General features: G+C 34.2%; 27 protein-coding genes. 15 read left to right on the top strand and 12 right to left on the bottom strand.

Going from position 1 to position 24,704, the window contains the following annotated elements:
* Positions 1–397: aminotransferase class III-fold pyridoxal phosphate-dependent enzyme (locus ACP5SL_RS04305; protein ID WP_428228228.1), on the top strand; the 397-nt coding region annotated here is incomplete at its 5' end.
* Between the two features lie 200 nt (positions 398–597).
* On the opposite strand, the gene ACP5SL_RS04300 is transcribed toward ACP5SL_RS04305, so the two are convergent.
* From ACP5SL_RS04300 to ACP5SL_RS04285, 4 genes are all read right to left on the bottom strand, one after another.
* Complete coding sequence (locus ACP5SL_RS04300; RefSeq protein ID WP_272985844.1) at positions 598–1,371, bottom strand: M15 family metallopeptidase; 774 nt, start codon at positions 1,369–1,371, stop codon at positions 598–600.
* A gap of 244 nt (positions 1,372–1,615) precedes the next feature.
* Positions 1,616–2,152, bottom strand: a complete 537-nt coding sequence (locus ACP5SL_RS04295; protein WP_014558017.1) for an ADP-ribose-binding protein — start codon at positions 2,150–2,152, stop codon at positions 1,616–1,618.
* Positions 2,153–2,179: 27 nt separating this feature from the next.
* On the bottom strand, positions 2,180–2,590 hold the full coding sequence (locus tag ACP5SL_RS04290) for a Rid family detoxifying hydrolase (protein ID WP_148683649.1): 411 nt from the start codon (positions 2,588–2,590) through the stop codon (positions 2,180–2,182).
* A 143-nt stretch (positions 2,591–2,733) separates the two neighbouring features.
* Positions 2,734–4,413, bottom strand: a complete 1,680-nt coding sequence (locus ACP5SL_RS04285) for an MFS transporter (RefSeq protein ID WP_428228227.1) — start codon at positions 4,411–4,413, stop codon at positions 2,734–2,736.
* 247 nt (positions 4,414–4,660) lie between these two features.
* On the opposite strand from ACP5SL_RS04285, the gene ACP5SL_RS04280 reads away from it, so the two are divergent.
* The 5 genes from ACP5SL_RS04280 (at position 4,661) to ACP5SL_RS04260 (ending at position 9,758) form a co-directional block, all read left to right on the top strand.
* Complete coding sequence (locus ACP5SL_RS04280; RefSeq protein ID WP_014558020.1) at positions 4,661–4,858, top strand: flavin reductase; 198 nt, start codon at positions 4,661–4,663, stop codon at positions 4,856–4,858.
* Between the two features lie 266 nt (positions 4,859–5,124).
* Positions 5,125–6,132 (top strand): thiamine pyrophosphate-dependent dehydrogenase E1 component subunit alpha, encoded by a 1,008-nt coding sequence (locus ACP5SL_RS04275; RefSeq protein WP_428228226.1) that lies wholly within the window; start codon positions 5,125–5,127, stop codon positions 6,130–6,132.
* 5 nt (positions 6,133–6,137) lie between these two features.
* A complete protein-coding gene (locus ACP5SL_RS04270) occupies positions 6,138–7,127 on the top strand; it encodes an alpha-ketoacid dehydrogenase subunit beta (RefSeq protein ID WP_193804172.1) in 990 nt (329 codons plus the stop codon).
* A 77-nt stretch (positions 7,128–7,204) separates the two neighbouring features.
* Entirely contained in the window at positions 7,205–8,329 is a 1,125-nt protein-coding gene (locus ACP5SL_RS04265) for a hypothetical protein (RefSeq protein WP_428228225.1), read from the top strand.
* Between the two features lie 232 nt (positions 8,330–8,561).
* Positions 8,562–9,758, top strand: coding sequence for a pyridoxal phosphate-dependent aminotransferase (locus tag ACP5SL_RS04260; RefSeq protein WP_014558024.1), 1,197 nt, complete (start codon positions 8,562–8,564; stop codon positions 9,756–9,758).
* Positions 9,759–9,789: 31 nt separating this feature from the next.
* Here ACP5SL_RS04260 and lpdA read toward each other — a convergent pair whose 3' ends face one another.
* Positions 9,790–11,184, bottom strand: a complete 1,395-nt coding sequence (gene lpdA / locus ACP5SL_RS04255; RefSeq protein WP_428228224.1) for a dihydrolipoyl dehydrogenase — start codon at positions 11,182–11,184, stop codon at positions 9,790–9,792.
* 133 nt (positions 11,185–11,317) lie between these two features.
* Between lpdA and ACP5SL_RS04250 the strand changes: the two genes are divergently transcribed.
* Both ACP5SL_RS04250 and arcC read left to right on the top strand, forming a co-directional pair.
* Positions 11,318–11,680: a GNAT family N-acetyltransferase gene (locus ACP5SL_RS04250; protein ID WP_014558026.1), complete on the top strand. Its 363-nt coding sequence runs from the start codon at positions 11,318–11,320 to the stop codon at positions 11,678–11,680.
* A gap of 102 nt (positions 11,681–11,782) precedes the next feature.
* Positions 11,783–12,748, top strand: coding sequence for a carbamate kinase (gene arcC, locus ACP5SL_RS04245; protein ID WP_272985016.1), 966 nt, complete (start codon positions 11,783–11,785; stop codon positions 12,746–12,748).
* 7 nt (positions 12,749–12,755) lie between these two features.
* On the opposite strand, the gene ACP5SL_RS04240 is transcribed toward arcC, so the two are convergent.
* Entirely contained in the window at positions 12,756–13,328 is a 573-nt protein-coding gene (locus ACP5SL_RS04240) for a DUF998 domain-containing protein (protein WP_014558028.1), read from the bottom strand.
* Positions 13,329–13,397: 69 nt separating this feature from the next.
* Between ACP5SL_RS04240 and ACP5SL_RS04235 the strand changes: the two genes are divergently transcribed.
* Entirely contained in the window at positions 13,398–13,688 is a 291-nt protein-coding gene (locus ACP5SL_RS04235) for a hypothetical protein (RefSeq protein WP_148683651.1), read from the top strand.
* A gap of 1 nt (position 13,689) precedes the next feature.
* A complete protein-coding gene (locus ACP5SL_RS04230) occupies positions 13,690–14,082 on the top strand; it encodes a hypothetical protein (protein ID WP_014558030.1) in 393 nt (130 codons plus the stop codon).
* A gap of 447 nt (positions 14,083–14,529) precedes the next feature.
* Here the strand turns inward: ACP5SL_RS04230 and dcd are convergent, their stop codons facing one another.
* Positions 14,530–15,063, bottom strand: coding sequence for a dCTP deaminase (dcd, locus tag ACP5SL_RS04225; protein WP_014558032.1), 534 nt, complete (start codon positions 15,061–15,063; stop codon positions 14,530–14,532).
* A gap of 206 nt (positions 15,064–15,269) precedes the next feature.
* On the opposite strand from dcd, the gene ACP5SL_RS04220 reads away from it, so the two are divergent.
* Together ACP5SL_RS04220 and ACP5SL_RS04215 are read left to right on the top strand one after the other, a co-directional pair.
* Complete coding sequence (locus tag ACP5SL_RS04220; protein ID WP_014558033.1) at positions 15,270–16,016, top strand: nucleotidyltransferase family protein; 747 nt, start codon at positions 15,270–15,272, stop codon at positions 16,014–16,016.
* Positions 16,017–16,394: 378 nt separating this feature from the next.
* Entirely contained in the window at positions 16,395–17,516 is a 1,122-nt protein-coding gene (locus tag ACP5SL_RS04215) for a tryptophan--tRNA ligase (protein ID WP_014558034.1), read from the top strand.
* On the opposite strand, the gene ACP5SL_RS04210 is transcribed toward ACP5SL_RS04215, so the two are convergent.
* Positions 17,513–17,659, bottom strand: a complete 147-nt coding sequence (locus ACP5SL_RS04210; protein ID WP_158308316.1) for a hypothetical protein — start codon at positions 17,657–17,659, stop codon at positions 17,513–17,515. The genes ACP5SL_RS04215 and ACP5SL_RS04210 overlap by 4 nt on opposite strands.
* 78 nt (positions 17,660–17,737) lie before the next feature.
* Here ACP5SL_RS04210 and ACP5SL_RS04205 point away from each other — a divergent pair, with 78 nt between their 5' ends.
* Complete coding sequence (locus ACP5SL_RS04205) at positions 17,738–18,304, top strand: hypothetical protein (RefSeq protein WP_148683652.1); 567 nt, start codon at positions 17,738–17,740, stop codon at positions 18,302–18,304.
* Between the two features lie 20 nt (positions 18,305–18,324).
* The gene (tpiA, locus tag ACP5SL_RS04200) at positions 18,325–19,020 is read left to right on the top strand and encodes a triose-phosphate isomerase (RefSeq protein ID WP_193803931.1); all 696 of its coding nucleotides are present in this window, start codon (positions 18,325–18,327) and stop codon (positions 19,018–19,020) included.
* A 26-nt stretch (positions 19,021–19,046) separates the two neighbouring features.
* Here the strand turns inward: tpiA and ACP5SL_RS04195 are convergent, their stop codons facing one another.
* The 4 genes from ACP5SL_RS04195 to ACP5SL_RS04180 all read right to left on the bottom strand — a co-directional run bounded on the left by ACP5SL_RS04195 (position 19,047) and on the right by ACP5SL_RS04180 (position 24,034).
* The gene (locus tag ACP5SL_RS04195; protein WP_193803929.1) at positions 19,047–20,438 is read right to left on the bottom strand and encodes an aspartate aminotransferase family protein; all 1,392 of its coding nucleotides are present in this window, start codon (positions 20,436–20,438) and stop codon (positions 19,047–19,049) included.
* 26 nt (positions 20,439–20,464) lie between these two features.
* The gene (locus ACP5SL_RS04190; protein WP_193803927.1) at positions 20,465–21,463 is read right to left on the bottom strand and encodes a dihydrodipicolinate reductase; all 999 of its coding nucleotides are present in this window, start codon (positions 21,461–21,463) and stop codon (positions 20,465–20,467) included.
* Between the two features lies 1 nt (position 21,464).
* Positions 21,465–22,502: a dipeptidase gene (locus ACP5SL_RS04185; protein WP_428228223.1), complete on the bottom strand. Its 1,038-nt coding sequence runs from the start codon at positions 22,500–22,502 to the stop codon at positions 21,465–21,467.
* A gap of 71 nt (positions 22,503–22,573) precedes the next feature.
* A complete protein-coding gene (locus tag ACP5SL_RS04180) occupies positions 22,574–24,034 on the bottom strand; it encodes an APC family permease (RefSeq protein ID WP_428228222.1) in 1,461 nt (486 codons plus the stop codon).
* Between the two features lie 233 nt (positions 24,035–24,267).
* Between ACP5SL_RS04180 and ACP5SL_RS04175 the strand changes: the two genes are divergently transcribed.
* Positions 24,268–24,704 (top strand): M55 family metallopeptidase (locus ACP5SL_RS04175; protein ID WP_428228221.1); only part of this gene is annotated, 437 nt, incomplete at its 3' end.

Genomic DNA, 24,704 nt, shown 5'->3' with positions numbered 1-24,704 from the left:
TGGCATAGAATATATAATAAAGAACAGGCTTCATGATAGGGCTGAGCTCATGGGAGAGTACTTGATGAAGAGGCTGAATGAGCTCAAGGATGGGCACGAGATCGTTGGAGATGTCAGAGGGAAGGGGCTCATGATAGGGGTTGAGATCGTTGATGATAAGGATAGCTTGAAGCCCTCGAGCAAGAAGGCGCAGAAGATCATATGGAGGGCATATGAAAATGGCCTGATAATGATGACCTTCGGGAAGTACGGGAATGTATTGAGGATAGCCCCTCCCCTCACGATCGAGAGAGAGGAGATCGATAAGGCAGTAGAGATTATGGAAAAAGCTATATCAGATGTGGAGAAGGGAAAGGTCGGAGATGAAGTTCTGAGCAAGATGGTCGCTTGGCAGTAATACAAATGATCAGTCCTTTTAAGTTAGGAAAATTAAATATTTTGAGTAAACCAACTATATGCGTTAAGATTGGCTAAGAGCCCAAGCTAATAGTTCTCGATCCTTCTCACTCATCGGCAGATTAAAATATAAGCTTAATAGATAAGAGGAGCAAACGATCGTTTTAATGTGAACCTTCTTCCTTAAAGGATGGAAAGAGCTTAATCAAATTCCTTCCATGTAAATTTTACTTTTGCTTTTCCATATATAGCATTATCCTTTCCAGAGAGCCATGCCCAATTCTGATTGCCATAGTCATAGTGCCACCATTCATCGAAATAATTAGTAAAACCGGCATCTATCATTATGTTATACAGGAGCCTTCTATTTTTAAGTGCCTCTTCCTCCTCCTCGCTTAACTTTTCTCCTCTCCTTACTTTCTCTTCAAAATAAGTAGTCCTAGCCTTTTCTGTTGTATCATCATAGTCTGTTCCCATATTCAAGAAAAGTCCATTTTCGTCGGCAATAGTTAAATCTATAGCACCGCCAGTATTATGAGGAGATGGTTTATTGGGATCTTTTGAAGGAAGCGCTACAAATTTCAGTGTTTCTTTTATAGCTTCTTCTTCTGAAATCAACGGATTTTCTTTCATTATCCTTTCCTTCAATGTGTCAAAAAGGGACTGTTGCACTGTGATAGGTCTCCATGCATCAAGAATAACCAGCTTGTATTCACTCGGCAATCTGCTAGAAGCTTTTAAAAGTCTTAAGAGAACACCTTTTCTCGAATAGCATTCAGGTAGAGAATTGCCTATACCTTGTATGTAATATTGAGGTCTGCACAATATATGCTCTGGCACTAAGCTTAAAGGTACAAGAGGCTCATTGCTTTCAATTATCTTAATGCTTCTTATTTTGTTCCAATTCCATTCTTCAGAAGGTATAGGAATTGCTCTTTCTATAATTGAAGTATCAATTTTTTTCAATTGACCCACCATTAGTTAACTTTAAAAAGTTTTTCATATAAAAACATTATGTTTATTTTTTGTAGTTTTTAAATTGCTTTTTAATCTGCTAGCAATAGAGGTGGACAGAAATCTCACTCTTGTTCAAAAGAGTTCTTTTTCGATTTTCAGAATGTCTATAGAATCCTTTCCCATTTTAATCTGCTTTTAGAGCACTTTTAATCTTCCATATATGCATTCTAAAGAATGTCTCGAACTCAATAATAAAAGGAATTTAACTAAAAATGCTTGAAAAGACTTTTTCAAAAATTCTGTAAGCTTCCTCGTCATACAAACACATAACTACAAGCTTAATGCTGTTGTACCTATAGTTAATGAATACCTTTGACATGATTTCAGCTGCTCTCTCATATGGATAGCCAAAAATTCCCGTTGATATTGCAGGAAAAGCTATTGAGTTTATTTTTAATTCTTCTGCTTTATTTAAAGCCGATGCTACCGCTGATGCTAGCTTTTTATCGCCATTTTCTTCGCCAAACCTAGGACCTACAGCATGTATTACATACTTACATTTAAGCTTTCCAGCATTAGTAACTGCAACACCACCAGTAGGAACAGGCCCAAATTTTTTCACAAATTCTCTGCTTTCTTTCTGAATGATGTATCCCCCTTTTCTCACTATTGCTAAGGCAACTCCTCCTCCATGTTCGAGATAGGAGTTTGCAGCATTTGCTATTGCATCAACTTCGAGTTCTGTTATATCTCCCTGGACTAGCCTAATCTCAACGTTTTTAATAAAAAAAGACTTCATTATAATGAACCTTTTACTTGTTGTTTTTTATTTATAAATAACTGCTATAGCCTCAACTTCGACTTCATACCCTCTTGGCGGTTTAGCGCCTATTACAGATCTAGCAGGCTTGTGATCTTTGAAGAACTCACTATAGACCTTGTTGAAAGAATCAAAGTTAGAAATATCGCTTAGGAACACAGTTACTTTCGCAATGTCTTCTAGCCTACCACCTGCAGCTTCTACAACTGCCTTAATATTCAAAAGACACCTCCTAGCCTGCTCCTCAACTCCACCCTCGACAGGCTTTCCTGTTTCAGGATCTACAGGGATCATACCAGAAATAAACAATATACTACATTCCTTTCCCTCAGAGCATAAAATTTTCCTTGCAACTATGCCTTGAGAATATGGACCAACAGGCTTTGGTGCCTTATCAGTTTGTACTTTTTCAAGCATTTCATCTCTCACCAAAAAAATATTTTTAAAAAATTTGATATAAAATTTAACATCGAAAAATAATATTAAAGCTAATTATAATAAAAGACCGCTTTATATTTAAAGCTGTTTTTGTCACTGAATTACTTAAAAATGAGAAAAATTTAGGTTTTTGCTGTTGCTCCTTTTTCCTCGTCTATAACATATCTTCCTCCTCTCATATAAGAGAAAACCGCCCCAATCAACACTAGTGCTATTGAAATATACAGTGAGTTAGTTAAAGCTGTTTTAAATGATGGTCCTAATACTGTTGGAAGAAATGCCCTCGAATTTAGTATTTCTACAACATTGCTAGGTAAAAGCGAGATTAATGAGCTTGGTATTGCGGATGCCGGATCTACTCCTAGGAATGCGCCAAATAACAGACCACTTACTGGTATTGAGGAAATAAACTTTATGACTTCTTGTGGCAGACCATATGAGGATAAAGTTGTTGAAATTTGAGTTGGCAAGTATTTAGAAAGGAATGTCAACAGTATTGTGAAGAAAATGGCCATGCTTATAGATGATCCAATATTATTGAAAGTCTGCCTCATTCCGTTCCCAGCAGCCCTGTCTTTAGAGCTTAAAGCATTCATTATGGCAGTAGTATTTGGAGCAGAAAATAACCCATTGCCCAAACCGTTGATAAATAACAATATCTCAAACCATGTTATATCGAAATTATATGGCAATAGAGTCATACCATAAAATGTAATAGCAACTATTATCATTCCCAGAGTAGCGAATGTTCTTGCTCCATATTTATCAGTAAGTATACCTGAAAATGGCGCCATTACGACCATTCCAAGCATCATAGGAATCATATATATGCCTGCCCAAAACGGCGTTTCTTCCCAAGAGTACCCGTGCAGAGGCAAGTAAATTCCCTGAAGCCATATTGTAATAAGGAACATTACCGCACCCCTTGCAAGAGCATTGAAGAAAAGTGCAAGCAAACCATACGTAAATGGTCTTATCTTAAACAAAGAAAGTTGAAATAATGGTGCCTTTGCTTTTTTTTCAATCTCAACAAAAACAATAAAAAGAGCTACTCCTATTATGAATGCTGTTATTACCCATGGATTTCCCCATCCTATTTGTGAATTACCATATGGCATTAGTGCATAAGTGAGACCGAGTGAAATTGCCAGCAACCCTCCTGCTAAAGTAACATTTCCAGGAATATCTAGAGACGCTTTTCCAGTTCCCTTAGTTTTTCTCAGTTTAAATACAGACCACAGAGACCCCGCTACACCAAATGGAACGCTTAAAATAAATACCATATGCCAATCGATACCCACCACGAGACCGCCTGCAATTAAACCAAGGAATGTCCCAACAATGAACATTACCTGATTTAATCCTAATGCTTTCCCTCTCTCTGTAAGCGGGAATGCATCTGTAATCAAAGCAGTACTATTCACCATTAATAGTCCGCCTCCTATTGCCTGGACCATCCTCAAGATAATTAATATGAGAGCACCAAAATTGCCAGAATTGCTCGGAATAAATGATAGAGCTATTGAAGCTATTGAAAATATTATGAATCCAAGCGTGTATGCTCTTTCTCTTCCATGCATATCAGAGATTCTTCCCAAAGTTACAAGAATTGTTGCAAGTATTATGCTGTATCCCATTAGGACCCACAAAAGATAAGCGAACTCTCCTGGGGCAAATGGGTTTATTCCAAGCCCCCTAAAGATGGCTGGAAGGGATATCATTAGTATGTTCATATTCATAGAAGACATTATAACTCCTAGCGATGTGTTTATGAGAACTGTCCACTTATATTCCGTGATCACCACCTCAAATTCTTTCATCGTTACTTCGTTCGTTTGATTTCTGTAAGTGTTTTAAAGTATTATTTCAAACAGAATACTTGATAGTTAATAAAAAGGTTAAAAAGATTTATCAATGTTTTAGAGTATAATACTCATTTGTGATAGACTTGAGAAAATCGATTTAAGAGATTTAACAGAGCTACTCAACTCTTCTAGACCTATCTAGACCTATAATAATTAAAGCAGAACACGATGGAAAAGTTGAGGGATGGTCGCTTCATGGTGGACGCAAATCTCTGTCAATCCTTTATTAATTGGAGTTTCCGTTTCTCCTGAAAGATACACTTATAAGCTGTTAAAAAAATCAAGCACTTTCGCTATAAATTTTCTTGTTGTCAAGTATATAAAAAAACTGTGGATCATAGGAGAAGTGTCAGAAAGGTTATCTAAAAGCAAGTTCTTTTGAAAGGATCAGATTTTCCCATCTAATGAGATAACAAAAACAAACAAAATAAGGAATGAGTTCAAGAAAAAGATAATCACTGAGATCAAAGATAAAAAGGAAAAAGAAGCAATTTTAAAGCTGTTAAAAAGTTACAACTGAAGGCTCGCCCTTTTGGGCGGGAGGAGGTCAGAGTCTCGAAGATGATGATCTTGAATTTTATTTGGAGCTTTCTAAAAAAGAATATTTTTTAGTTTTCTATTTATTAGATTTTTTAATGATGATTTTCTATGTTATTGTCTGAGATACCTAAAGAAAAGATTCTTTGGATGTATAAAACGATGTTACTTATAAGAAAGAATGAAGAAGCAATTGAGAAGTACTACAGAATTGGTAAGATTCCTGGATCTTTGCATTTATATATAGGAGAAGAGGCAGTTGCAGTAGGTGTCGTTGCCAATTTAAATAGAGAGGATGTCATTACAAGCACTCACAGAGGTCATGGACACTTCTTGGCTAAGGGAGGTTCTTTGAAAAAGCTTTGGGCTGAACTTCTTGGAAAGAGAACAGGAGCCTGCAAAGGCAAAGGAGGGAGCATGCATTTATTTGATTTTGAGAATTGCAATCTCGGTTCAAATGGAATTGTAGGCGGGGGGATACCGCATGCTGTGGGTGCTGCACTTTCATTTAAGCTTAGCGAGAGTAAAAATGTAGCTGTGTCGTTCTTTGGCGAGGGGGCAACTAACCAGCAGAACTTCCATGAGGGTTTGAACCTAGCATCAATTTGGAAGCTTCCTGTGATTTTTGTCTGTGAAAACAATCAATATCAAATATCGCTACACTACTCAAAGCAACAAGCAATAGAAGGAGTGGCCAAAAGAGGAATATCTTATGGTATACCGGCGGTTGAAGTTGACGGTCAAGACGTTGTTGCCGTATATGAAGTTGTAAAAAGAGCAGTAGAGCGTGCAAGAAGCAGAGAAGGACCTACTCTTATAGAGGCAAAGACGTATCGGTTTACTGGACATACTATAGATGATAACGAGCTTTATAGAAATAGAGATGAAGTCGAATGGTGGAAGAAAAACAAGGATCCTTTAGCTATATTTGAGAGAAAGATAATAGAAGAGAAAATTTTTGGAAAGGAGGTTCTTGAAAAAATTGCGGAAGATGTTGAGAAAGAAATAGAAGAAACGATTAAGTTTGCAGAGGAGAGCCCATATCCGGAGCCAGAAGAGCTGTTTGAAGATTTGTATTCTACAAAAACTAAAGGAACATTGATATGGAATTGGGAGTGAGTGAGATGAGTGAGAGAGTTATAACTTTTAGAGAGGCGATAAACGAAGCTTTAGACCAAGAAATGCAGGAAAATGCTAAGGTTATATTAATTGGAGAAGATATTGGCAGGTATGGTGGAATTTTTGGGGTGACAAAAAGACTGATTGATAAGTATGGAGAAGAAAGAGTTAGGGATGCACCAACTGCTGAAAGTGGTTTCATTGGCGCCGCGATTGGCGCAGCCATGATGGGATATAGACCTGTAGTTGAACTGATGTTTATTGATTTCATAGGAGTGGCTTTTGATCAAATAATAAATCAAGCTGCAAAAATTAGATATATGAGTGGCGGAGGTATAAGCGTTCCTATTGTTATAAGAACAGTTTCAGGAGCAGGCTTTAGCGGAGGTGCGCAACACAGCCAGTCTCTTCATTCTATTTTACTTCACATACCTGGATTAAAGGTAGTTATGCCTTCAAATCCATACGACGCTAAAGGTTTGCTAATTTCAAGTATAGAAGATGATGATCCTGTCGTGTTTATTGAGCATAAAGGACTGTATGAAACAAGAGGAGTCGTACCAAAAGAAAAGTATTCTATACCGTTGGGTGTAGCAGACATAAAAAAAGCGGGAAAAGATGTAACAGTTATAGCAACAGCAGTGATGTTGCATAAAACACTTTCAGTTGTAGAAAAGCTTCGCGAAGAAGGAATAAGCGTAGAAGTGATAGATCCAAGAAGCTTAAGACCTTTAGATACTGAAACTATAGCAAACTCTGTTAAGAAAACGGGAAGGCTTGTTGTTGTTGATGAAAGCTATCCGAGATGTAGCTTTGCTACTGATATCGCATCTTTTATCGCAAGTAAATATTTTGAGTATCTTGAGGCCCCCATCAAAATCGTTACCCCTCCTGATACTCCTGTTCCGTACTCTCTGCCTTTAGAGAGAGCCTGGATACCGAATGAAGAAAAGATATATGATGCTATTAAAAAGGTGATAGAATACAAAGCTTAGATATCTAAACTACTTTGATATCCTTTCTAATCTAGAGAAAAATCCTCCTTGCAAATTCCTATGGAGATCGGCTTAACATGTTTTTGATAACAAAATTTTTAGACTATCTTTCAATTTTAAAAAAGCTAGGTCTAGTTCAGCAGCTTTCGATTAAGGACAGGCTAAAAAAGTTTTACAAAAGAGACAAAGATCTTTTAAAGCTTTTAGTCGTATATACACTTTTTAAGCCTATTTTTATAATAATAGCTTATTTAATTAATCCAGAAAACATATATTCTGTAATTGTCAAATGGGACTCCCTTCATTTTTTAAGAATTGCCACAGTAGGATATGCCAATAGTGAAGATTACGCTTTTTCCTATCTTTATCCGTTTTTGATCAAAGTTTTTAGCTATCTTTTTTATGGAAATTACGTTTTTTCGTCTATCTTTATTTCAAACTTATTTGGATATCTAACTATAATTGTTTTTTACAAAACTTATGGATATAAGGCAACGTTTCTTTTGGCTTTTTTCCCAACATTCCTTCTATATTCCTTCGTTCCGTATAGCGATACAGTTACATTATTTTTCATAGCATTAACGCTATATTTGCTTAAAGGAAGAGAAAATAACATCAAAGCAATGATATCATACTCACTTTCAATTTTATCCTCATATACAACTGCAATAACTCTGCCTGCATTTTTTTTAAAAAAGTACAGAAGGTTTATAGTAATTCCCCTTATTTTGGGAGAGATTTTGTTTATGTTTTTTAAGGCATCTACTGGAGATTTTCTCGGCTTGTTTTATATAGAACATGAATATTGGGGCACTGACTTTACAACACCTTGGGGACAAATTAAATGGCTTCTTAATGGATGGTTTACTTCACAAAACTGGAGCGTTTTTGGCTATGTTTTAAAACCTATCTACTGGATAACTAGAAATTTAGCCTTTGAAGCATTCTTTCTTGCGTCTCTCTATCCACTCTTTAGGAGAGATAAATTTGAGTTTTCCTTCTCGTTACTTATAATAATTCAGCTTTTATTAATAATTGGAGTGCCTGCTATTTCTATACCTAGGTTAATTTTGAAATCTCTTCCTTCTTTTTACGGGATTTCCATAATGCTAGACAAAAAATTTTATGTTCCATATGCAACATTAGGCTTAATACTTAGCGTTCTTTTCTTTATTCAGCAGTCTGTTGCATTTTTTGCATGACTTTTTCACGAGTATAATTGATAATAGCAAGGAAATAATATCAATATCAAAATATTAACTTTTATGAAACTCAAAACACTTCGTCTAGGCAGTGAGAAAGCTATAGATTCTTTGAGTTTTTTCAGAGTCACATTTCCCGTTTTCCTAGAAAATCTCTTATGATAATTATTTATTAATCTACTATGCTTAATTATTTAAAAATGTTCTAATAACCAAAAAATTCGGTGATAAAATGAGAAAGATTTCTTCACGAAGTCAGAAAATCTCTCCATCTCTCCACAGATTGATTAGCAACAAAATGGATGAACTAAAAAGAAAGGGAGTGGAAACTTATAACTTTACTCAAGGTCAGCCCGGATTCCCCCCGGACGAAAATATTATAAAAGCAACTTTTGAACATGCTTTAAAAAACAGCTTTGATCACTATAGATACCTTCCAACACAAGGATTGCCAGAACTTAGAACAGATATATCAGATGAGCTCAAAGAAAGCGGAGGAATTAGCATCGATCCGAGCAATATTGTCGTAACATCAGGCGGAATAGAAGCTTTGCATTTGACTTTTTATGCTACTACAGATCCTGGAGATAGAGCATTTTTCCTCGATCCTACTTATAGTGTTTACTGGGATATTGCAAACATGTATAATTTAAAAGTTGATAGTTGCGAGCAAAATGGTGAAGATTTTCAACCAGATCCTGAATGTCTAAAGGAAAAGATAAACAGAAATACATCGCTCATACTTGTAACAAGTCCTGATAACCCAACATCGAGAATCCTATCTGAGGACATATTTAAGCTGATTGCAGACCTTGCAGTAGATAATGACGTTTGGTTACTTTATGATGAGGCATATAGGAACATCATATATGAGGGTAAACACGTTTGGATACAAAAATACAGTAGAACCTTAGAAAAGCTTGTTGGTTTAGACACGTTTTCTAAGGACCTGGCAATACCTGGGCTTAGGTTGGGATATCTTTATGCTGAAAATAAGGACTTAATAAAAGAAGTTTTAAAGCTAAAAGGGATAGTTTCTATTAGTTCGGATTCTTCAGCTCAGTGGATGGCCCATATAGCCTTATCTAGTGGCATGCTCAAAATCTACCTAAGTAAAGTCATTCCCAAGTATCGCTCAAGAAGAGATGCTGCATATGAAACAATAAGGGAATTTCTGCCTGAAGCTAAAGTTACTAAACCAATTGCAGGAATGTATTTGTTCCCAGATCTTTCTCCATATCTTAGCAAAAAAGGTATGGATGATACGTCATTTGCAATAAAGCTAAGTGAAGAAAAAGGAGTGGGTGTTTTACCTGGTTCGATATTTGGTAAAGCTGGAAAAGGTCATGTCAGAATAACATTTGTCACAATGCAAGAAGAGAGAATTAAAAAAGGAATTAAACTTATGTCTGAGTTTTTAACGGCTTAATTCCTAATTCTAAAATTTTCTGAGTAACTAATTATTTTTTTATCATATGTATTGGCTCTCCCAACAGATATTCTGCAATGTCTCTTATAGATTCTGAAACAGTCAAATGAGGATATGTGATTTTAGATGCCTCTTCAATGGTTATCTTGTTTAAATAGAGAGGTAAGTACGAAGAGATGACTTCTGAAGCATGTGGGGCTACTATCTCGATGCCGTAAATTTTCTTATTTTCTTTATCAAGCAATAATTTTATAAAAGATCTCCTTTCATTCCTTATTCTAACAGCCGCTAGATAGTAAATTGGAAGTTTAATTTTCTCATAGTTTATTCCTTTTGAATTCAGCTCGTTTTCTCCCATACCTATCCATGCAATTTCTAGCCCACTGAATATCACCTGCGGTATTGAATAGTAGTCAACATGAAAGCCGTTATTCTCGCTTATCCATTTAGCTGCAGAAATACTCTCTATTATTGCTTTGTGTGCTAGCAGAGGACCACCTACAACGTCTCCCGTTGCATAGATCCCTGAAACATTTGTCTCAAGTTTTTCATTAACTTTTATGAATCCCCTTTCATCTATCTTTATGCCTAAGTTTTCTAATCCAATGTTTTTGGTTTTTGGCGATCTTCCTGTGCTTATAATCACTTTATCTACTTCAAGCTTTTCATCATTACTCAATAAAACTTGATAATTTTCGCTAACTTTACTTACCCCTTTGAGACTTGTTCTTTCCATAACTTTTACTCCTTTCTCAACTAAATATCCTTTTATAGCTTGAGATACGTCCTTATCAAGGAATGGAAGGATCCTCTCTTTCAATTCAACAAGATAGGTTTGTATACCTAATGAGGAAAACATGTTGGCAAGCTCTACCCCGATAACCCCTCCTCCAACTATTAGCATGCTATTTGGCTTTTCTTTAAGACTAAACACTTCTCTGTTGCTTATTATTCCCTTTTTGTCAAAATCTGCAACAGGAATTTTAGAAGGATCCGTACCCGTAGCCAATATAACATTCTTGGCATCTATCTCGCTATTGTTTTCTTCAATAATAGATATTTTATTCTTCGCTTTTAGAACTCCTTTTCCCTTGAAGTAAGCAATATTGTCATATGAATCAAATAAAGATTCTATACCGTTCCTAACTCCTTTAACTGAGTTATCTGCCCATTCAATGAGTTTTTCCCATTCATAAGAACTGTTTGCGCTTATATTCTTTAGGGTTCTTATAGATTCTGCAAATTGATAAATTGCTTTACTTGGAACGCACCCGTAGTTGGTACATTCCCCTCCTGTTAAATTTTCCTCAATTACTGCAACCTTCAAGCCTTTTTGGGCTAAATATATAGCTCCTGGATAACCTCCAGTTCCACTACCTATTATTGCTACATCGAATTCTTTTTTTATCGTTGACAAGACCTTCACCTTTTTCTAAATTTTTTACTTTTCTAAAAATATTTTTCAAATGTCGAGCAAAATTATTTTGGAGCTTAAAAATTTTTATATATACATTAAATAAATAATTTCTATTTCGTCAAGATTTTCAGAGGTACTGAAAATGTCAGATATAAATGTAAAAAGGACAAAAACCGTTTTTGTTGCGATAGTTGGCAATGAAGAAGAGGGAGAAAAGCCTTTTCTAAGATATGAAATTGACGAAAAGAACCGAGTTATAAAGTTAATAGAAACTTATACCCCTCCAAAACTGAGAGGTAGAGGAATTGCAGAAAAGCTTGTTGATGAAGCTGTAAAATTTGCTAAGGAAAATGAGTTAAAAATAGAGCCTATTTGTAGCTATGCTATTTATTACTTTATAAAACATAGCGAAAAACGAGATCTTTTGGTTGATTGGATGAAAAATAAAAATGAAGAAGAACTAAAAAAGATTTTTGATGAAGCTATCCAAAGAGAAAGAAAATGAGTTTAATGATTAAAATGAAAGTAAATAATATAAGCTTTTATTTTATTTTTATGTAATTATTCTTCCCTTTTAAAAACCAAAAAATCTGGAGGTTGATTTTTCTTGTTTAAAAAAGATGGACAACTGATAGTCATCGCTCTCGGTGGAAATGCTTTTTTGCAAAAAGGGGAAAAAGGCACTGTAGAAGAGCAGTGGAAGAATGTTTATGTAGCTGCAAAGGAAATTGTCGGATTAATAAAAAGAGGATATAAAGTAGTAGTAACTCATGGAAATGGTCCTCAAGTAGGAAATGTTATGGAATGGATGGAAGCTTTAAAAGACAAAATTCCACCGTTAGCTATGGATATTGCAGGAGCTATGACTCAAGGATGGATAGGTTATATGTTACAGCAAGCAATTCAAAATGTGCTGATTGAAGAAGGACTTGACCACCACTACCGTGCAGTAACTCTGATAAATCAAGTTATTGTTAAAAAAGACGATCCTGCATGGAACAATCCTACTAAGTATGTAGGTCCATACTATTATAACGAAGAAGAAATTGAAAAATTGAAAAAAGAAAGAGGGTGGGTAATTAAACCGGATCCTAGGGGAGGTTACAGAAGGGTTGTAGCTTCTCCAGATGTCGTCGATAATGTCGAGAAAGAGGCAATTAAGTTGCTTTATGAAAATGATTTTATTGTAATTGCAAGCGGTGGTGGTGGAATCCCGGTTGTTGCCGATGAAATAGGAAGATTAGAAGGCAGAGAAGCTGTAATAGACAAAGACTTAGGCGGTCAGCTATTAGCTTCCGTTGTTGATGCAGATATATTCATAATATTGACAGATGTTGAGGGTGCTTACATTAATTATGGAAAGCCTGACCAGAAGCTACTTAAAGAACTTAAAGTTAGTGAAGCGAAAAAGCTTTTAGAGCAAGGCATTTTTGGAGCTGGTAGCATGGGTCCAAAAGTTAAAGCAGCAATAAGATTTGCGGAGAAAACCGGTAAGCCTGCATATATAGGACATCTATATAAACTTCAAGACATATTAGAAGGAAAGTCTGGGACGAAAATATTACCAGACTAATTTTTAATTATTTTAAATATTCTGAGAAATATAAAATCAAAAAGCCAAAGAAATATATGGTAATGTTATATATTTCTAGCAATGCAGTAGAAGGCCATCTCACAAATAAAGATCCTAATAAACTCAACAAAAATAAAATGAGAAAGAGGAAAAAGCTCGTCTTTCTTTTGAGTGTTAACATAGTGATAGAAAATAGAAGCAGTGAAATTGACATTAAAATAAAAAATTCTAGTGATACAAACCAATGAAACTTTGTACCCTCAGGAAACATTCCAATTAAAAATAAATGGAATGCTCCTACTGTATATACACCAACGGAGAAGGCACCAAACTTATTGGATAAAAGCTTTAACATGTAAGGAATATAAGATATTGCAAAGAGAGATGAGATAATCAATGTTATGTTAAATATTGAAGAATATTTTAGTCCAATCCTTCCTAAATCGCTTAGAGCGTTTTTTGAAACATCAAACCATGGATTTAATTTAACCGCTATTAATATTCCAATAAAAGCTATAAGAAAAGCAATAATCCCTTGATACTTAAAATATCTGATCCATTTGCTCGGGTTTTTTCTCATGTTTTATCTCCAATAAAAATTTATAATACTTATTATATAATATTTTTAATAATTAAACAGGAGAATTTTATGAAAATTAAATTATCATTCACCATGGGTATAATATTGCTGTCAATTGGAATTATATTACTTCTTTTTTCCTTTATACTGGCATACAATTCTTTCACCAACTATACACTGGCAATACCTTCAAACTACAGCGATCTTTCTAGTGCTATAATAAATTCAAGCTATGAACTAATAATTCTCGCTGCAAAAATAGCCTTTTTAGGGATCATGGTTTGGATTTCAGGAATATTTATAAAGTATGGAGTAGATGCTTTTAGATTAGAAAAATTTTCTCAATCAAGTGAAAAATAAAATGAAGAGTGTAAAAGTCGGTTTTCTGATTGCTTCTCTATTTGTTTTATTTTTATTTTTACTTCCACTAATTCTTTTCTCTATTGATGCTTTGACAAACAAAAATTTAATAAGCTATAGCTATGAAATAGTTGATTCTGAAACTCCTCATCTAGATTTTAAATTAAACTATAACGGAGATATTTATTTAACAGATTTTAACATAACTATCAACGCATCAAACGAAAGTTTCAATTTTTATGCAGAAAAAGTTCTTCCAAATAGTTCATTGAATTTTTCAATTCCTCTAAACGCTTCTAATTTAAAAGAACTCGAACAATTTAACATTAAATCATATACTCTTTCTTTCAAGATTATGGGTTTATATTTAATTAATACCGGTGTTAAATTTTGAAAATTGCATTGAAAAAGATTATAAAATCAATAACTATTGGACTAATATATAGCGCTTTACTCATTATATTAATATTAACAATACAATTTTTTATTAATACAATTTCTTTTCCTATATTAAAAGAAATATCGCCTCTTTTTTATTTTAATCTAAGAAATTATATTCCATATGTTGTGCTCTTTTTATTTTTATCAACAGCTTCCGAAATATTAGAAGGAACCGTATATAGCTTTATAGTTAAAGCAATATCCAAAATTATAGTATTAATGATAATTTTTACTTCTTTTAATAATGGATTTATTTCTTATTCCATAACTCAAGGTAATAGTATAGTAAATATAGAAATTAACTTTAATCCTTTGCTTTATTTGTTTTTTGCTATTTTTATTACATTTATACTATTAGATTTCTTTTCAATGATAAATTTCTATGATAAAAAATAGTATTCTATTTTTTGTTAAACATTTTCGGAAACATTACTCCTTTTTGACCCTGATAATCACCAGAATATGGCTTTTCAACGGGACTTAACAATTTTGCAAATATCAAATGTATAAATCTATCTCCAACATGCAATTTAACTGGAAAAGCTCCTCCGACAACCTCTATTGTGATATTTCCTTCGAATCCAGCGTCAACTATTGTAGGTGGTGCAATTAATCCTAAGCGTGCAAAGGTGCTCCTCAGATTAACAAAAGCCATAAGATCATCTGGAAGCTTAACATACTCTAAAGTATTTAATAAAACTCTTTCATTTGGTTGAATTACAAAAGATTCCCCTTTTTCTATGGTATAATACTGAAACGGATCAAGAAAATTAGCCTTAGAATCAACAGGTTCACTATTGCTTTTAAATCTAGCGATTTCATTTGAAAGTCTTAGGTCAAGGCCATTTTCCCTAACTATTTCTTCATCAAATGGTTCTATAACAATTCTTTTCGTTTTTATATAATATTTTAAATCTCTATCTCCTAATATCATATAACATCGCCGAAATTAAATTATAATTTATACTAACTTCCTTTATAATGTATAGAACTTTACTTTTTTAATTAAAACAACATTAAATATTTGTTTTTAATTCTAATTAATTAAAATGATGAGTGTGGCGGTCTCTGAACCATCATGGTTATGAAGATAAATATAGGAGCCCTTGCTGATTAAAATAATGCATAAAGGTGAAATTAATGAAAATAAAAGGCGTTATTTTGGCTGGTGGAGAGGGAAAAAGGCTTTGGCCAATTTCATATTATATCCAAAAAACGATGATCCCATTAGGACCAGAAGAAAAGCCTCTTCTTGAATTTATTATAAGATTGTTAAAACTTAATGGAATCAACGATATTGTAATTTTAATAGGTTACAAAGGAAACCAAATAAAAAATTATTTCGGAAATGGAGAAAGGTTTAATGTAAATATAGATTACAGCGAAGACGATGAAAATTACAAAGGAAGTGCTGGAGCACTTTTAAAAGCATATATTAATGGTTTATTTAATGATACAGAAAATGTTCTTATTTACTATGGTGACATACTTGGTGATTTTAATTTAAAAGAAATGATGATGTTTCATAGTTCTAGAAATGCTGATGCAACTTTAATGGTAACTGAAAAATATAATGTTCCAGTTGGAATTGCTAAAATTGAAAATGATAAAATAATAGAATTAAAAGAAAAACCTTGGCTTGAGCTAAATGCAACGATCGGAATTCTTACAATGAAAACTAATTTAATTTCTTTAATTAAAAAAATTCATAAAAAAGAAACTGATATTATGAGCGATTTTATTCCGTTTTTAATAAAAGAAAATTATTTGATCTTGCCATACTTCTTTAAAGATAAATGGTATGACATAGGCAGTATCGAAAGATATGAAAAAATAGATAAAACATGGCTAAATTCTATTTATCAAAAGTTGTTCTATCAGTTTTAGTAACCCTTACTACCCCTTAATTTCTTATAGAGTCGTATAAAGATATTTGTTATGAATTTACAAATAATATTTTTATACAAACTTTTTTTATATTTCTATTTTTATAGATATTGTTTTCCATAAGAAACTAAGGGGTGTGTCGGGAAGTTTGACTAAGCTATGATTTTTAAATTAAATTCTTATTTTTGACTTGTTCCATAAGAAACTAAGGGGTGTTTCCTTTTTGAAAAATTCTCTTCTTAAAAAAATTCTTCAGTAAACTAATATGTAAACAACCCCTTTTTTTCTTGTGGAACTAGTGGATTAAAGTTTAATTTATAATATTTTGATTTATTTTTATAATGAGATTTTAAGAAAAATATATGGTAGTGAAGCTAGATGGAAGAAAATAAAAAAGAAATTATTCTAGATCCTTGGGGATATTCTTCTATAGAAGATTATGATAAGCTTTTTACATTGTTTGGGATAAGACCATTCAAAGAAGTAATTCATTATTTTGAAAATCCATCAATATTGATGAAAAGAGGAATAGTTTTTGGGCATAGAGATTTTGACGTTGTTTTAAGGGCTTTTAAAGAAGGGAAAAAAGTAACATTACTTACAGGATTTATGCCTAGTGGAAAACTTCATTTTGGGCATAAAGCTCTTTTCGATCAAATAATATACTATCAAAAGCAAGGCTTTCATATAAATTTAGCATTAGCTGATATCGAAGCATATTCTGTTAGGAAGGTAGAAAGAAAAGAAACTATTCGTTTAGCTATAGAAGAATATGTTGCAAATGCAATAGCATTAGGATTGGAGAAAAAAAATCTAAGAATATATTTTCAAAGCGCAACAAAACCTGCTTACTACAGATTAATACAGATGTTTAGTCAAAAAGTTACAATGGCAGAAATGACAGCTATTTACGGAGATTTAACTCCTGGAAAGATAGTATCAGTATTTACGCAGGCTGCAGATATATTGCATCCTATGCTTGAGGAGTTTGGAGGATATGATTATGTTTTTGTTCCAGTTGGAGCTGATCAGGATCCTCATATAAGATTTACAAGAGATATTTCTGATAGATTTTCCTCAGAATTAGGATTCAGAAGGCCTGCGAGTACTTATCATAGATTTATGACCGGTCTTGATGGAGGAAAAATGAGTAGTAGCAGACCTGAAAGCGCTATATTTTTAAGTGATCCTCCTGAAATCGTTGTAAAAAAATTAAATAATGCGCTGACTGGTGGAAGAGCTACTATTGAGGAACAGAAAAGACTTGGGGGAGAACCTCTAAAATGTGCAATATATGAAATGTACTTGTACCATTTAATGCCAAATGATAAGGATCTTCTTGATATATTTATGAGATGTAGGAGAGGAGAACTTCTTTGTGGAGAAGATAAGAAATTAGCTATAGAAAAAACATTGAAGTTTTTGGACGATCATAGGAAAAAGCTTGAACAGGCAAAAGATGTTGCAGAAAGCTACATCGAAGAAATTCCAAAATTTTAGCATTTTACTCCATCTACTTCTAAATTAAATCTTTCAATAAGATTACATAAATCTTCTTCTGGAACGAGTGCTTCTTTTCCAGTTTCAGTTTTTATATATAGAATTTTTCCCCATTTTTCTATTATGGCCTTTTCTTTTTTCATTTTTATAACCCTTATTAACAAAAACATTTTCAGTATTAGTAGTTATAATTAAAATAAATAATTATTGAAGTGGGAAAAATGCCTAATGCAAAGCAACTAGCAGTTATCATAATTGGAATTGCTTTCATATCACTAATGGTATTTGCAATAGTTGTACCCATATTTTCAGGTTTCGGGATACAACCCATAGTAAATTCTGAAGGAGTATACGTATATTATCATAATAAATGGATAAAAGAAAATACTAATAACACAGCATGGTTTCCAAAAGACAATGGAACCTATTTGATATATCTAAGGAATCTAAATTGTCCTGCGTGCCAAAATTTTGATCCTGTTTGGTCTGAATATATGACAAATTATTTACTTAGCAAGAATCCATACAATATTACACCAGTTGAAATTGTTTGTACATATTTTTCTAGTAGCTGCACAGATCCGTCAGCTAAAGCAACATTCAGCTTTTATGAACAACTTTTAGGAAATTACTTCGGCACTCCATATTTAGTGCTTATTTCCAACTTATCTTTTATTTATTACAACTTTCCACCGATAAATAACACAGGCTATTTTGATGCTTCCTTATTAAATCAAACAATATCAACGGTCCTTTATAATTATCTTAATAAAAATGGAACTTCATAAAACTTGAAAAGTGATGTTTAATGTTGCCAGCTAATAAACCTATATTTGTCATTAATTATAAGGCATATGAAACGAGCTATGGACATCAAGCTTTATTAATTGCAAAAGCATCTGAAAAAGCGGAGTTAGAATTTGGTATAAAAACGATAATAGCGGTTCCCTTTACTGAAATATGGAGAATTTCTAAAGAAGTGTCAATAGATGTTATCGCTCAGCACGTTGATCCAATAATACCTGGTCAAGGAACAGGCTTTATAACAGCAGAAATGATCGCTGGTTCAGGGGGGAAAGGATCAATTCTTAATCACAGCGAACATAAGCTGAAAATTTTTGAAATCGAAAAAGGAATAGAAAGGCTTAAGCTAAATAACTTATACAGTATAGTTTGTGCAGAGACTCCAAGATCTTCGCTTGCAGTTGCAAACCTCGGTGCAGATATCGTTGCAATGGAACCACCAGATCTTATAGGAACAGGAGTAAGCGTTTCAAAATCTAAACCTGAACTAGTTACTAAAACGGTTGAAAAAATACGAAATTCTGGTTTTAAAAAAATTCCAATTCTTGTTGGTGCTGGTATAGTTGATAAAGAGGACGCAAGAAAAGCCATTAAGCTAGGTGCTGATGGAATTCTTGTTTCAAGCATAATAATGAAATCAAAAGAACCAGAAAAAAAGATATTTGAGCTTGCTGAAGGATTAAATAGTTTAAACAAATAAGTATTCAAAATTTTTATTTTTTAAATTTACCAGCCCCTCAAATATTTCAGTATTTCATCTGAAACTTTGCCATTTAATACATCTTTTATTGATTCTTCTATTATTTCGATACCCTTGTCTAATTCATTTATATCTATATTAAGCGGTGGCGCGATTCTTAAAACGTTTCCGTATTTGCCAAAAGTTATTAAGATTAGACCTTTTTCCCAAGCTCTCCAACAAATTTTTAAAGCTAAACTTTTATCTGGCTCTTTTAATTTAGTATTTTTCACGATATCGATTCCTATCATCAATCCTTTGCCTCTGATATCGCCTATTATAGAAAATTTTTCGCTCATTTCTCTAAATCTTTTTATAGCATAATTGCCTAATTCGTAAGCTTTTTTGATTAATCCCTCTTTTTTAATTGTTTCTATTGTAGCAATTGCAGCGCTTGCATTTATTGCATGACCTGTATGAGTAAATACAAGCAACGGAGGAGGAATGCTATCTATTATTTCTTTTTTACCGATAACAGCAGAAATGGGCATACCCCCGCCTAAAGCTTTCGCACTAATAAGTATGTCAGGTTCAATGTTATAGTGCTCTATTGCCCACCATTTTCCAGTTCTTCCCATACCACTCTGAACTTCCTCATCGATAAGTAAGATATTATAATTTTGCGCAAGTTTTCTAAGTCCTTCTATAAAGCCTTTTGGCGGTACGATTACTCCTGCATCGCCTTGTATAGGTTCAAAAATTACGGCACTAACATCTTCATTTACATTTTTTATTTTTTTCTCAATGTTTTCAAGTGCAATATTTGAAAGCTCTAAAGGATCTTCATAACCGTCAATATTCCACGGATTTCTATAAGGATCGGGATATTCGACAAATAAAACGTCCTTTGAAGGGAAAACTGTATCTTTAAGCTGAGGATCGATTATACCAGTTGCAGAAAGCGCTCCGTAAGTTGTTCCGTGATATGAACCGTAAAAAGATATTATGCCTTTTTTCTTTTTGTATGCCCTTGCAACTTTTAATGCAATATCAACAGAATCTGAACCTGAGAATCCGAAGGCTACTTTCTTTTCAAAAGATCCTGGCGTTATTTCAATAAGATATTTAGCTAGCTTAACAGGGTTTTCTTCATAAAAATATCCTATCGTATAATTTAAAACCTTTTCAGTTTGTTCTTTAATAGCATTAACTACATTTGGATGTCTATGGCCAATATTATATACCGCCGCACTAGTTAAGAAATCGATATATTCATTTCCGTCTGCATCCCATACTTTTGAGCCTTCTGTTTTAGTAATAGCAATAGGGAAATACTTTAAAGCTGAAGCTGAGGAAATATATTCTTCATCAAGTTTTACGATTTCTAAATTTTTTTCTATCTTTTTAGAAGTAAATTTTAAAATATCATCCCACTTCATTTTTCCCACTTATCAACGTTTTTAAATTAAAATTTTGACATATCAAATTTAGTTCCAAAAGGAAGCAATTCAGTCATAAGGTGAAGTCCCGGAGGCATATATAGGATTTTTTCAGCAACATTCAGAAGCATTGAAACAGTACCAAGATCTCCAGGAGTACCTGTACTCTTCCATGTGATATTATAATCCTTACCTTCTATGCTTATTTCTTCAAATTCAGGTGCTCCAACATAAGCTTGGAAATCTATTCTAACAATATCTTTATCATTAAGGTACCCTACTCCATAACCTCTCATTCCCTTATTCATTCCTTTCTTAACTTTTATGCCATTTTGTTCTATATCGTCTTCTGCTAATATGAGTTCAGAACTCTCTTCAACCTTTGAGAGATTTACCCCACCTGATAGTGCAACAAGGTATACAGATTCAGCATATCCAACATGCCCAGAGATTTCTTTTTTCATCAGCTTTTCTAGTACAACTTCAGGAGGCTCACCAACTCCGATCTTTTTCCTAAAAGACTCTCGCCTCTTTGATGCATCTAAACTCCTTATAGCTTTGATCTTTTTTACGAGAGAAACAGATGATGAAAGAGTAGCTACCAAAGTATCAAATATAAATCCAGGATTTATTCCAGTACCTATTATAGGAACCATATAAGAGCTGGCAAGCTTATCGAGCTTTAATGCTAAAATTGGGTATCTATAATAGGGGAAAGATAAGGTTTCGCAGGAAGATACTATAGGCAGTCCTAGCTTAATTATGTTAGCAAGCTGCTCAAATACTGAATCTAAAAAGGATCCTGTTGTATGTATAATAACATCAGAATTTTCTAAAATATTTAAATTATTGGTTACTTTTGCTCCTATTTTTTCTTTCCCAACAATCTCCCCAATGTCTTTATCTAAAATTTCTTTATTCACGTCTACAGCCCCAGAAATTTCATATCCTCTTTCTAATGCTACGTTGGCAACTAGCTTTCCTATTGCTCCAAATCCATATATGCCTAATTTAATACGGATCACCTCATACGAAGTTGTTTCTCATTAGTCTAAGAGAGTTCTCATATGCTACTTTTCTTACGTCACTATCATTCATGCCTCTCTCTGCAAGCTTTTCAAGAAGATTAGGCAATTTATCTACAGATTCAAGTCCTTCTGGAGAGGGAAGTCCCATCAGTCCTAGAAAGTCAGTACCTATAGCTATGTTTTCTGCTCCATAATTTTCATACACATACATAACATGGTCAACCAGCTCATCAAGAGTAGGTCTCGGTCTGTTTGAAATTAATGGACCAATTACCGAAAAACCCAAAATTCCCCCGTTTTTATGAAGCAGTTCTAGCAATTCATCATCGACGTTTCTGCTTCTATCAATCAGCTTTCTCACATTTGCGTGACTTATCATTACAGGTCTCTTGCTTATTTCAATAGCTTCTACAGAAGTTTTCTTGCTCGCATGTGCCAAATCAACAATTATTCCTAATCTATTGGCCATCTTTACGAGTTCTTCTCCCATCTCACTTAAACCTGTATCTTTTTTTGCTCCGCATCCCGTTCCATATTTATTTACGTAGTTCCAAGTTATTCCTATGCTTCTCAGTCCGATTTTCTTTAATAAGACGAGGTCGTAGGGCTCATCAAGAGCCTCAGCCCCCTCAAGATGAAGAACGAAGCAAAGTCTTTCTTCCTTTATACAACTCTCGACATCTTCCACCCTCTCAACTATTTTTATTTTGTACGCATCTGATAGCTTATAGTATATAGAAACATGCTCCCATAAAAGCGCCTGTGGGACTCTGTATCCTGTTGCTGGAAGCCATTTTCCATATATCTTTTCCAGTTCCTTAGATTCTTCCGGCCTAAAAGTTTCTATTCCAGGAAAGATTGCAGAGAAGACACACCTCACTTTTCCCCTTTTATACTTTGGTATATCCGCCTCCCTTCCAGGAATGTCCTCTCCAAAGTTACCATAAGGAGCTCCTCCCTCACCAGGATATAGAAAATATGAGGAGACGTCCTCATGGTGATCAATAATTGGTAAGCTTTCAAAAAGATTTCCCATTTTTCCACCCAATTAGAGGTTTATTAAATTATTATGTAAAATAAAAAATAAAAAATTTTTGAACGATGTTTTTATTTGGTCTCTGTTTTTGCCTCCTTCTTTCCATAAATTACATCGTAGTATTCTCCAAGCAAATTCCTTGCCACAGTCTCAAAGCCGAGTTTATTCATCCTTCTCTTTGCAAACGGATAGATTATCAATCCGAGAACTATCCATAGTATCAGGATCATATATTCATATGGCCAGACGAGGCTGAGAGAGGTTCCAGGTATTATTGAAACTAGTATCACCGTTAAAGTTATACCCGATCCAAGGATCCCAACAAGATACCCAGCTGGAACCTTGAAATACCTAGGTATGTTTGGATACTTTCTTCTTGTCAATATCATTGACAATGTTGACAACAACCAACACGTTCCAAGCCCAACTCCGCTGATATCCAGGAACCATATGAGCCCTTGCTCACCTAAACTTCCAAATATTATTGAAATTATTGTAACAAATATCAAAGCAATGGTTGGAGTTCCGTATTTTGGATGTATTCTTTCGAATTGGCTCGGAAATAGGCCTTCTCTAGCCAATGCAAAGACCATCCTAGAAGTTGTCATGACTGTTGGTATCCATGAAGTAACGAGTCCCAAAAATGACGCGAGCCATGCAATTAGTCCAAGCCATATAGAATACCTTGACATAAGCTCTATAGTCCCTCTGTGCGCAATTGCATAGGATTGCTGCCATGGGACAAATAAGCTTCCTGCAAACATCATTGTCATGTAGAAGGCTCCAGCGACAAGAACGCTTCCTGCAATTACCAATCCAAACGTTCTAGGCTTGATTTTTATCTCTTCTGCAAGCGCAGGCAGTCCTTCGAACCCGCTTAGATAACCTATTGATATGAGCCCAAACCTGAGTCCCAAACCTAACGGATTTTCGCCCTGCGGAAATGGCGATGGATTGGCGAAGTTTGATATCGATCCTTTAAATAACGCTGTGATTAATATTGTTGCCCCTGCGAGCAACAACATTATAAACATAATGAGCTGAGCTTGACCGGTCAACGAGACACTTCTATAGTTTAATATTAAAATAAGAATGGCGCTAGTTATACCTAAAAGCAGTGCGGGCAAGTATACAGGCACTCCTGCAATTGAATATATTGGGATCGTATAAAGTGATGGCAACCACCAACTTAAGAGCAAGCTAATACCTATAACGTAAAATGCCGCGCCTGCGAGGACAGAGGAAAGAATGAACATCCATCCAACAAAAAATGATCCCAAAGGACCAAGTGTTGGGAAAACGAATGCTACTTCTCCTCCAGCTTTTGGAATTGTGGATCCCATTTCAGCATATGCTAAAGCAACCAGAAATGCCATTAAGGTTCCTATAGCATATCCAAGTATTACTCCTCCAGGACCATATATCGAATAGAATCTTGTATTCATATAGGCCCAGCTTGTACCAATAATTCCGGCAGCGCCAAGTGCTAGCAACTGAGGCCAAGATAATACTCTTTTTAATGACACAAACATACCACCACTTAGTTTTTTAATTAATAAATATAAAATAAAAAATATTGATATTTAAAGTTATTTGTTGTAAAAAACAAAAAACATAATAAAAGGAGTATATATGATCTTATTTTTTATAATGTTAAATTAATTTTATATAAGATTAACTGAAAATTTTGATAATAGAAAGATAAGAGAAAAATCATGGGGAAGAATTTTTAATTCTTTTTAATAAAAATATAAAAGGTGGAAAAATGAAAAAAGCTTTTCTCTCTGTAGATCTTGAGGGTTTGCCCTTTATAGTGAACAGGGGACAGCTCTCAACCGGAAACCCCCTCTGGGAGGAGGGGAGGAGGATAGCGAGCGAGTTAACATACGCCGCTGTGAAAGCGATCCATGATGAGGGATTCGATGAGGTGATTGTAGCAGATTCTCATGCTGATATGATAAACATATACTATGAGAGGCTTCCTAAATATGCATATTTAGTTAGAGGCTATCCGAGACCTAGGTCAATGATAACTGGAGCTGAAGGTTGCAGCGCGGCATTCTTCTTAGGATATCACGCAGGTGTAGGGACGAAAGATGCGACATACGATCATTCATTCAGCGGATCAGCCATAAGAGGTCTAGAAGTAAATGGAGTAAAAATGAGTGAATTCTTATTTAATATGATTGCACTGAATGAGAT

The sequence above is a fragment of the Fervidicoccus sp. genome, assembly GCF_049967375.1.
Lineage (GTDB): Archaea > Thermoproteota > Thermoprotei_A > Sulfolobales > Fervidicoccaceae > Fervidicoccus > Fervidicoccus fontis.
This window is presented reverse-complemented; position numbering and strand designations above follow the sequence as displayed.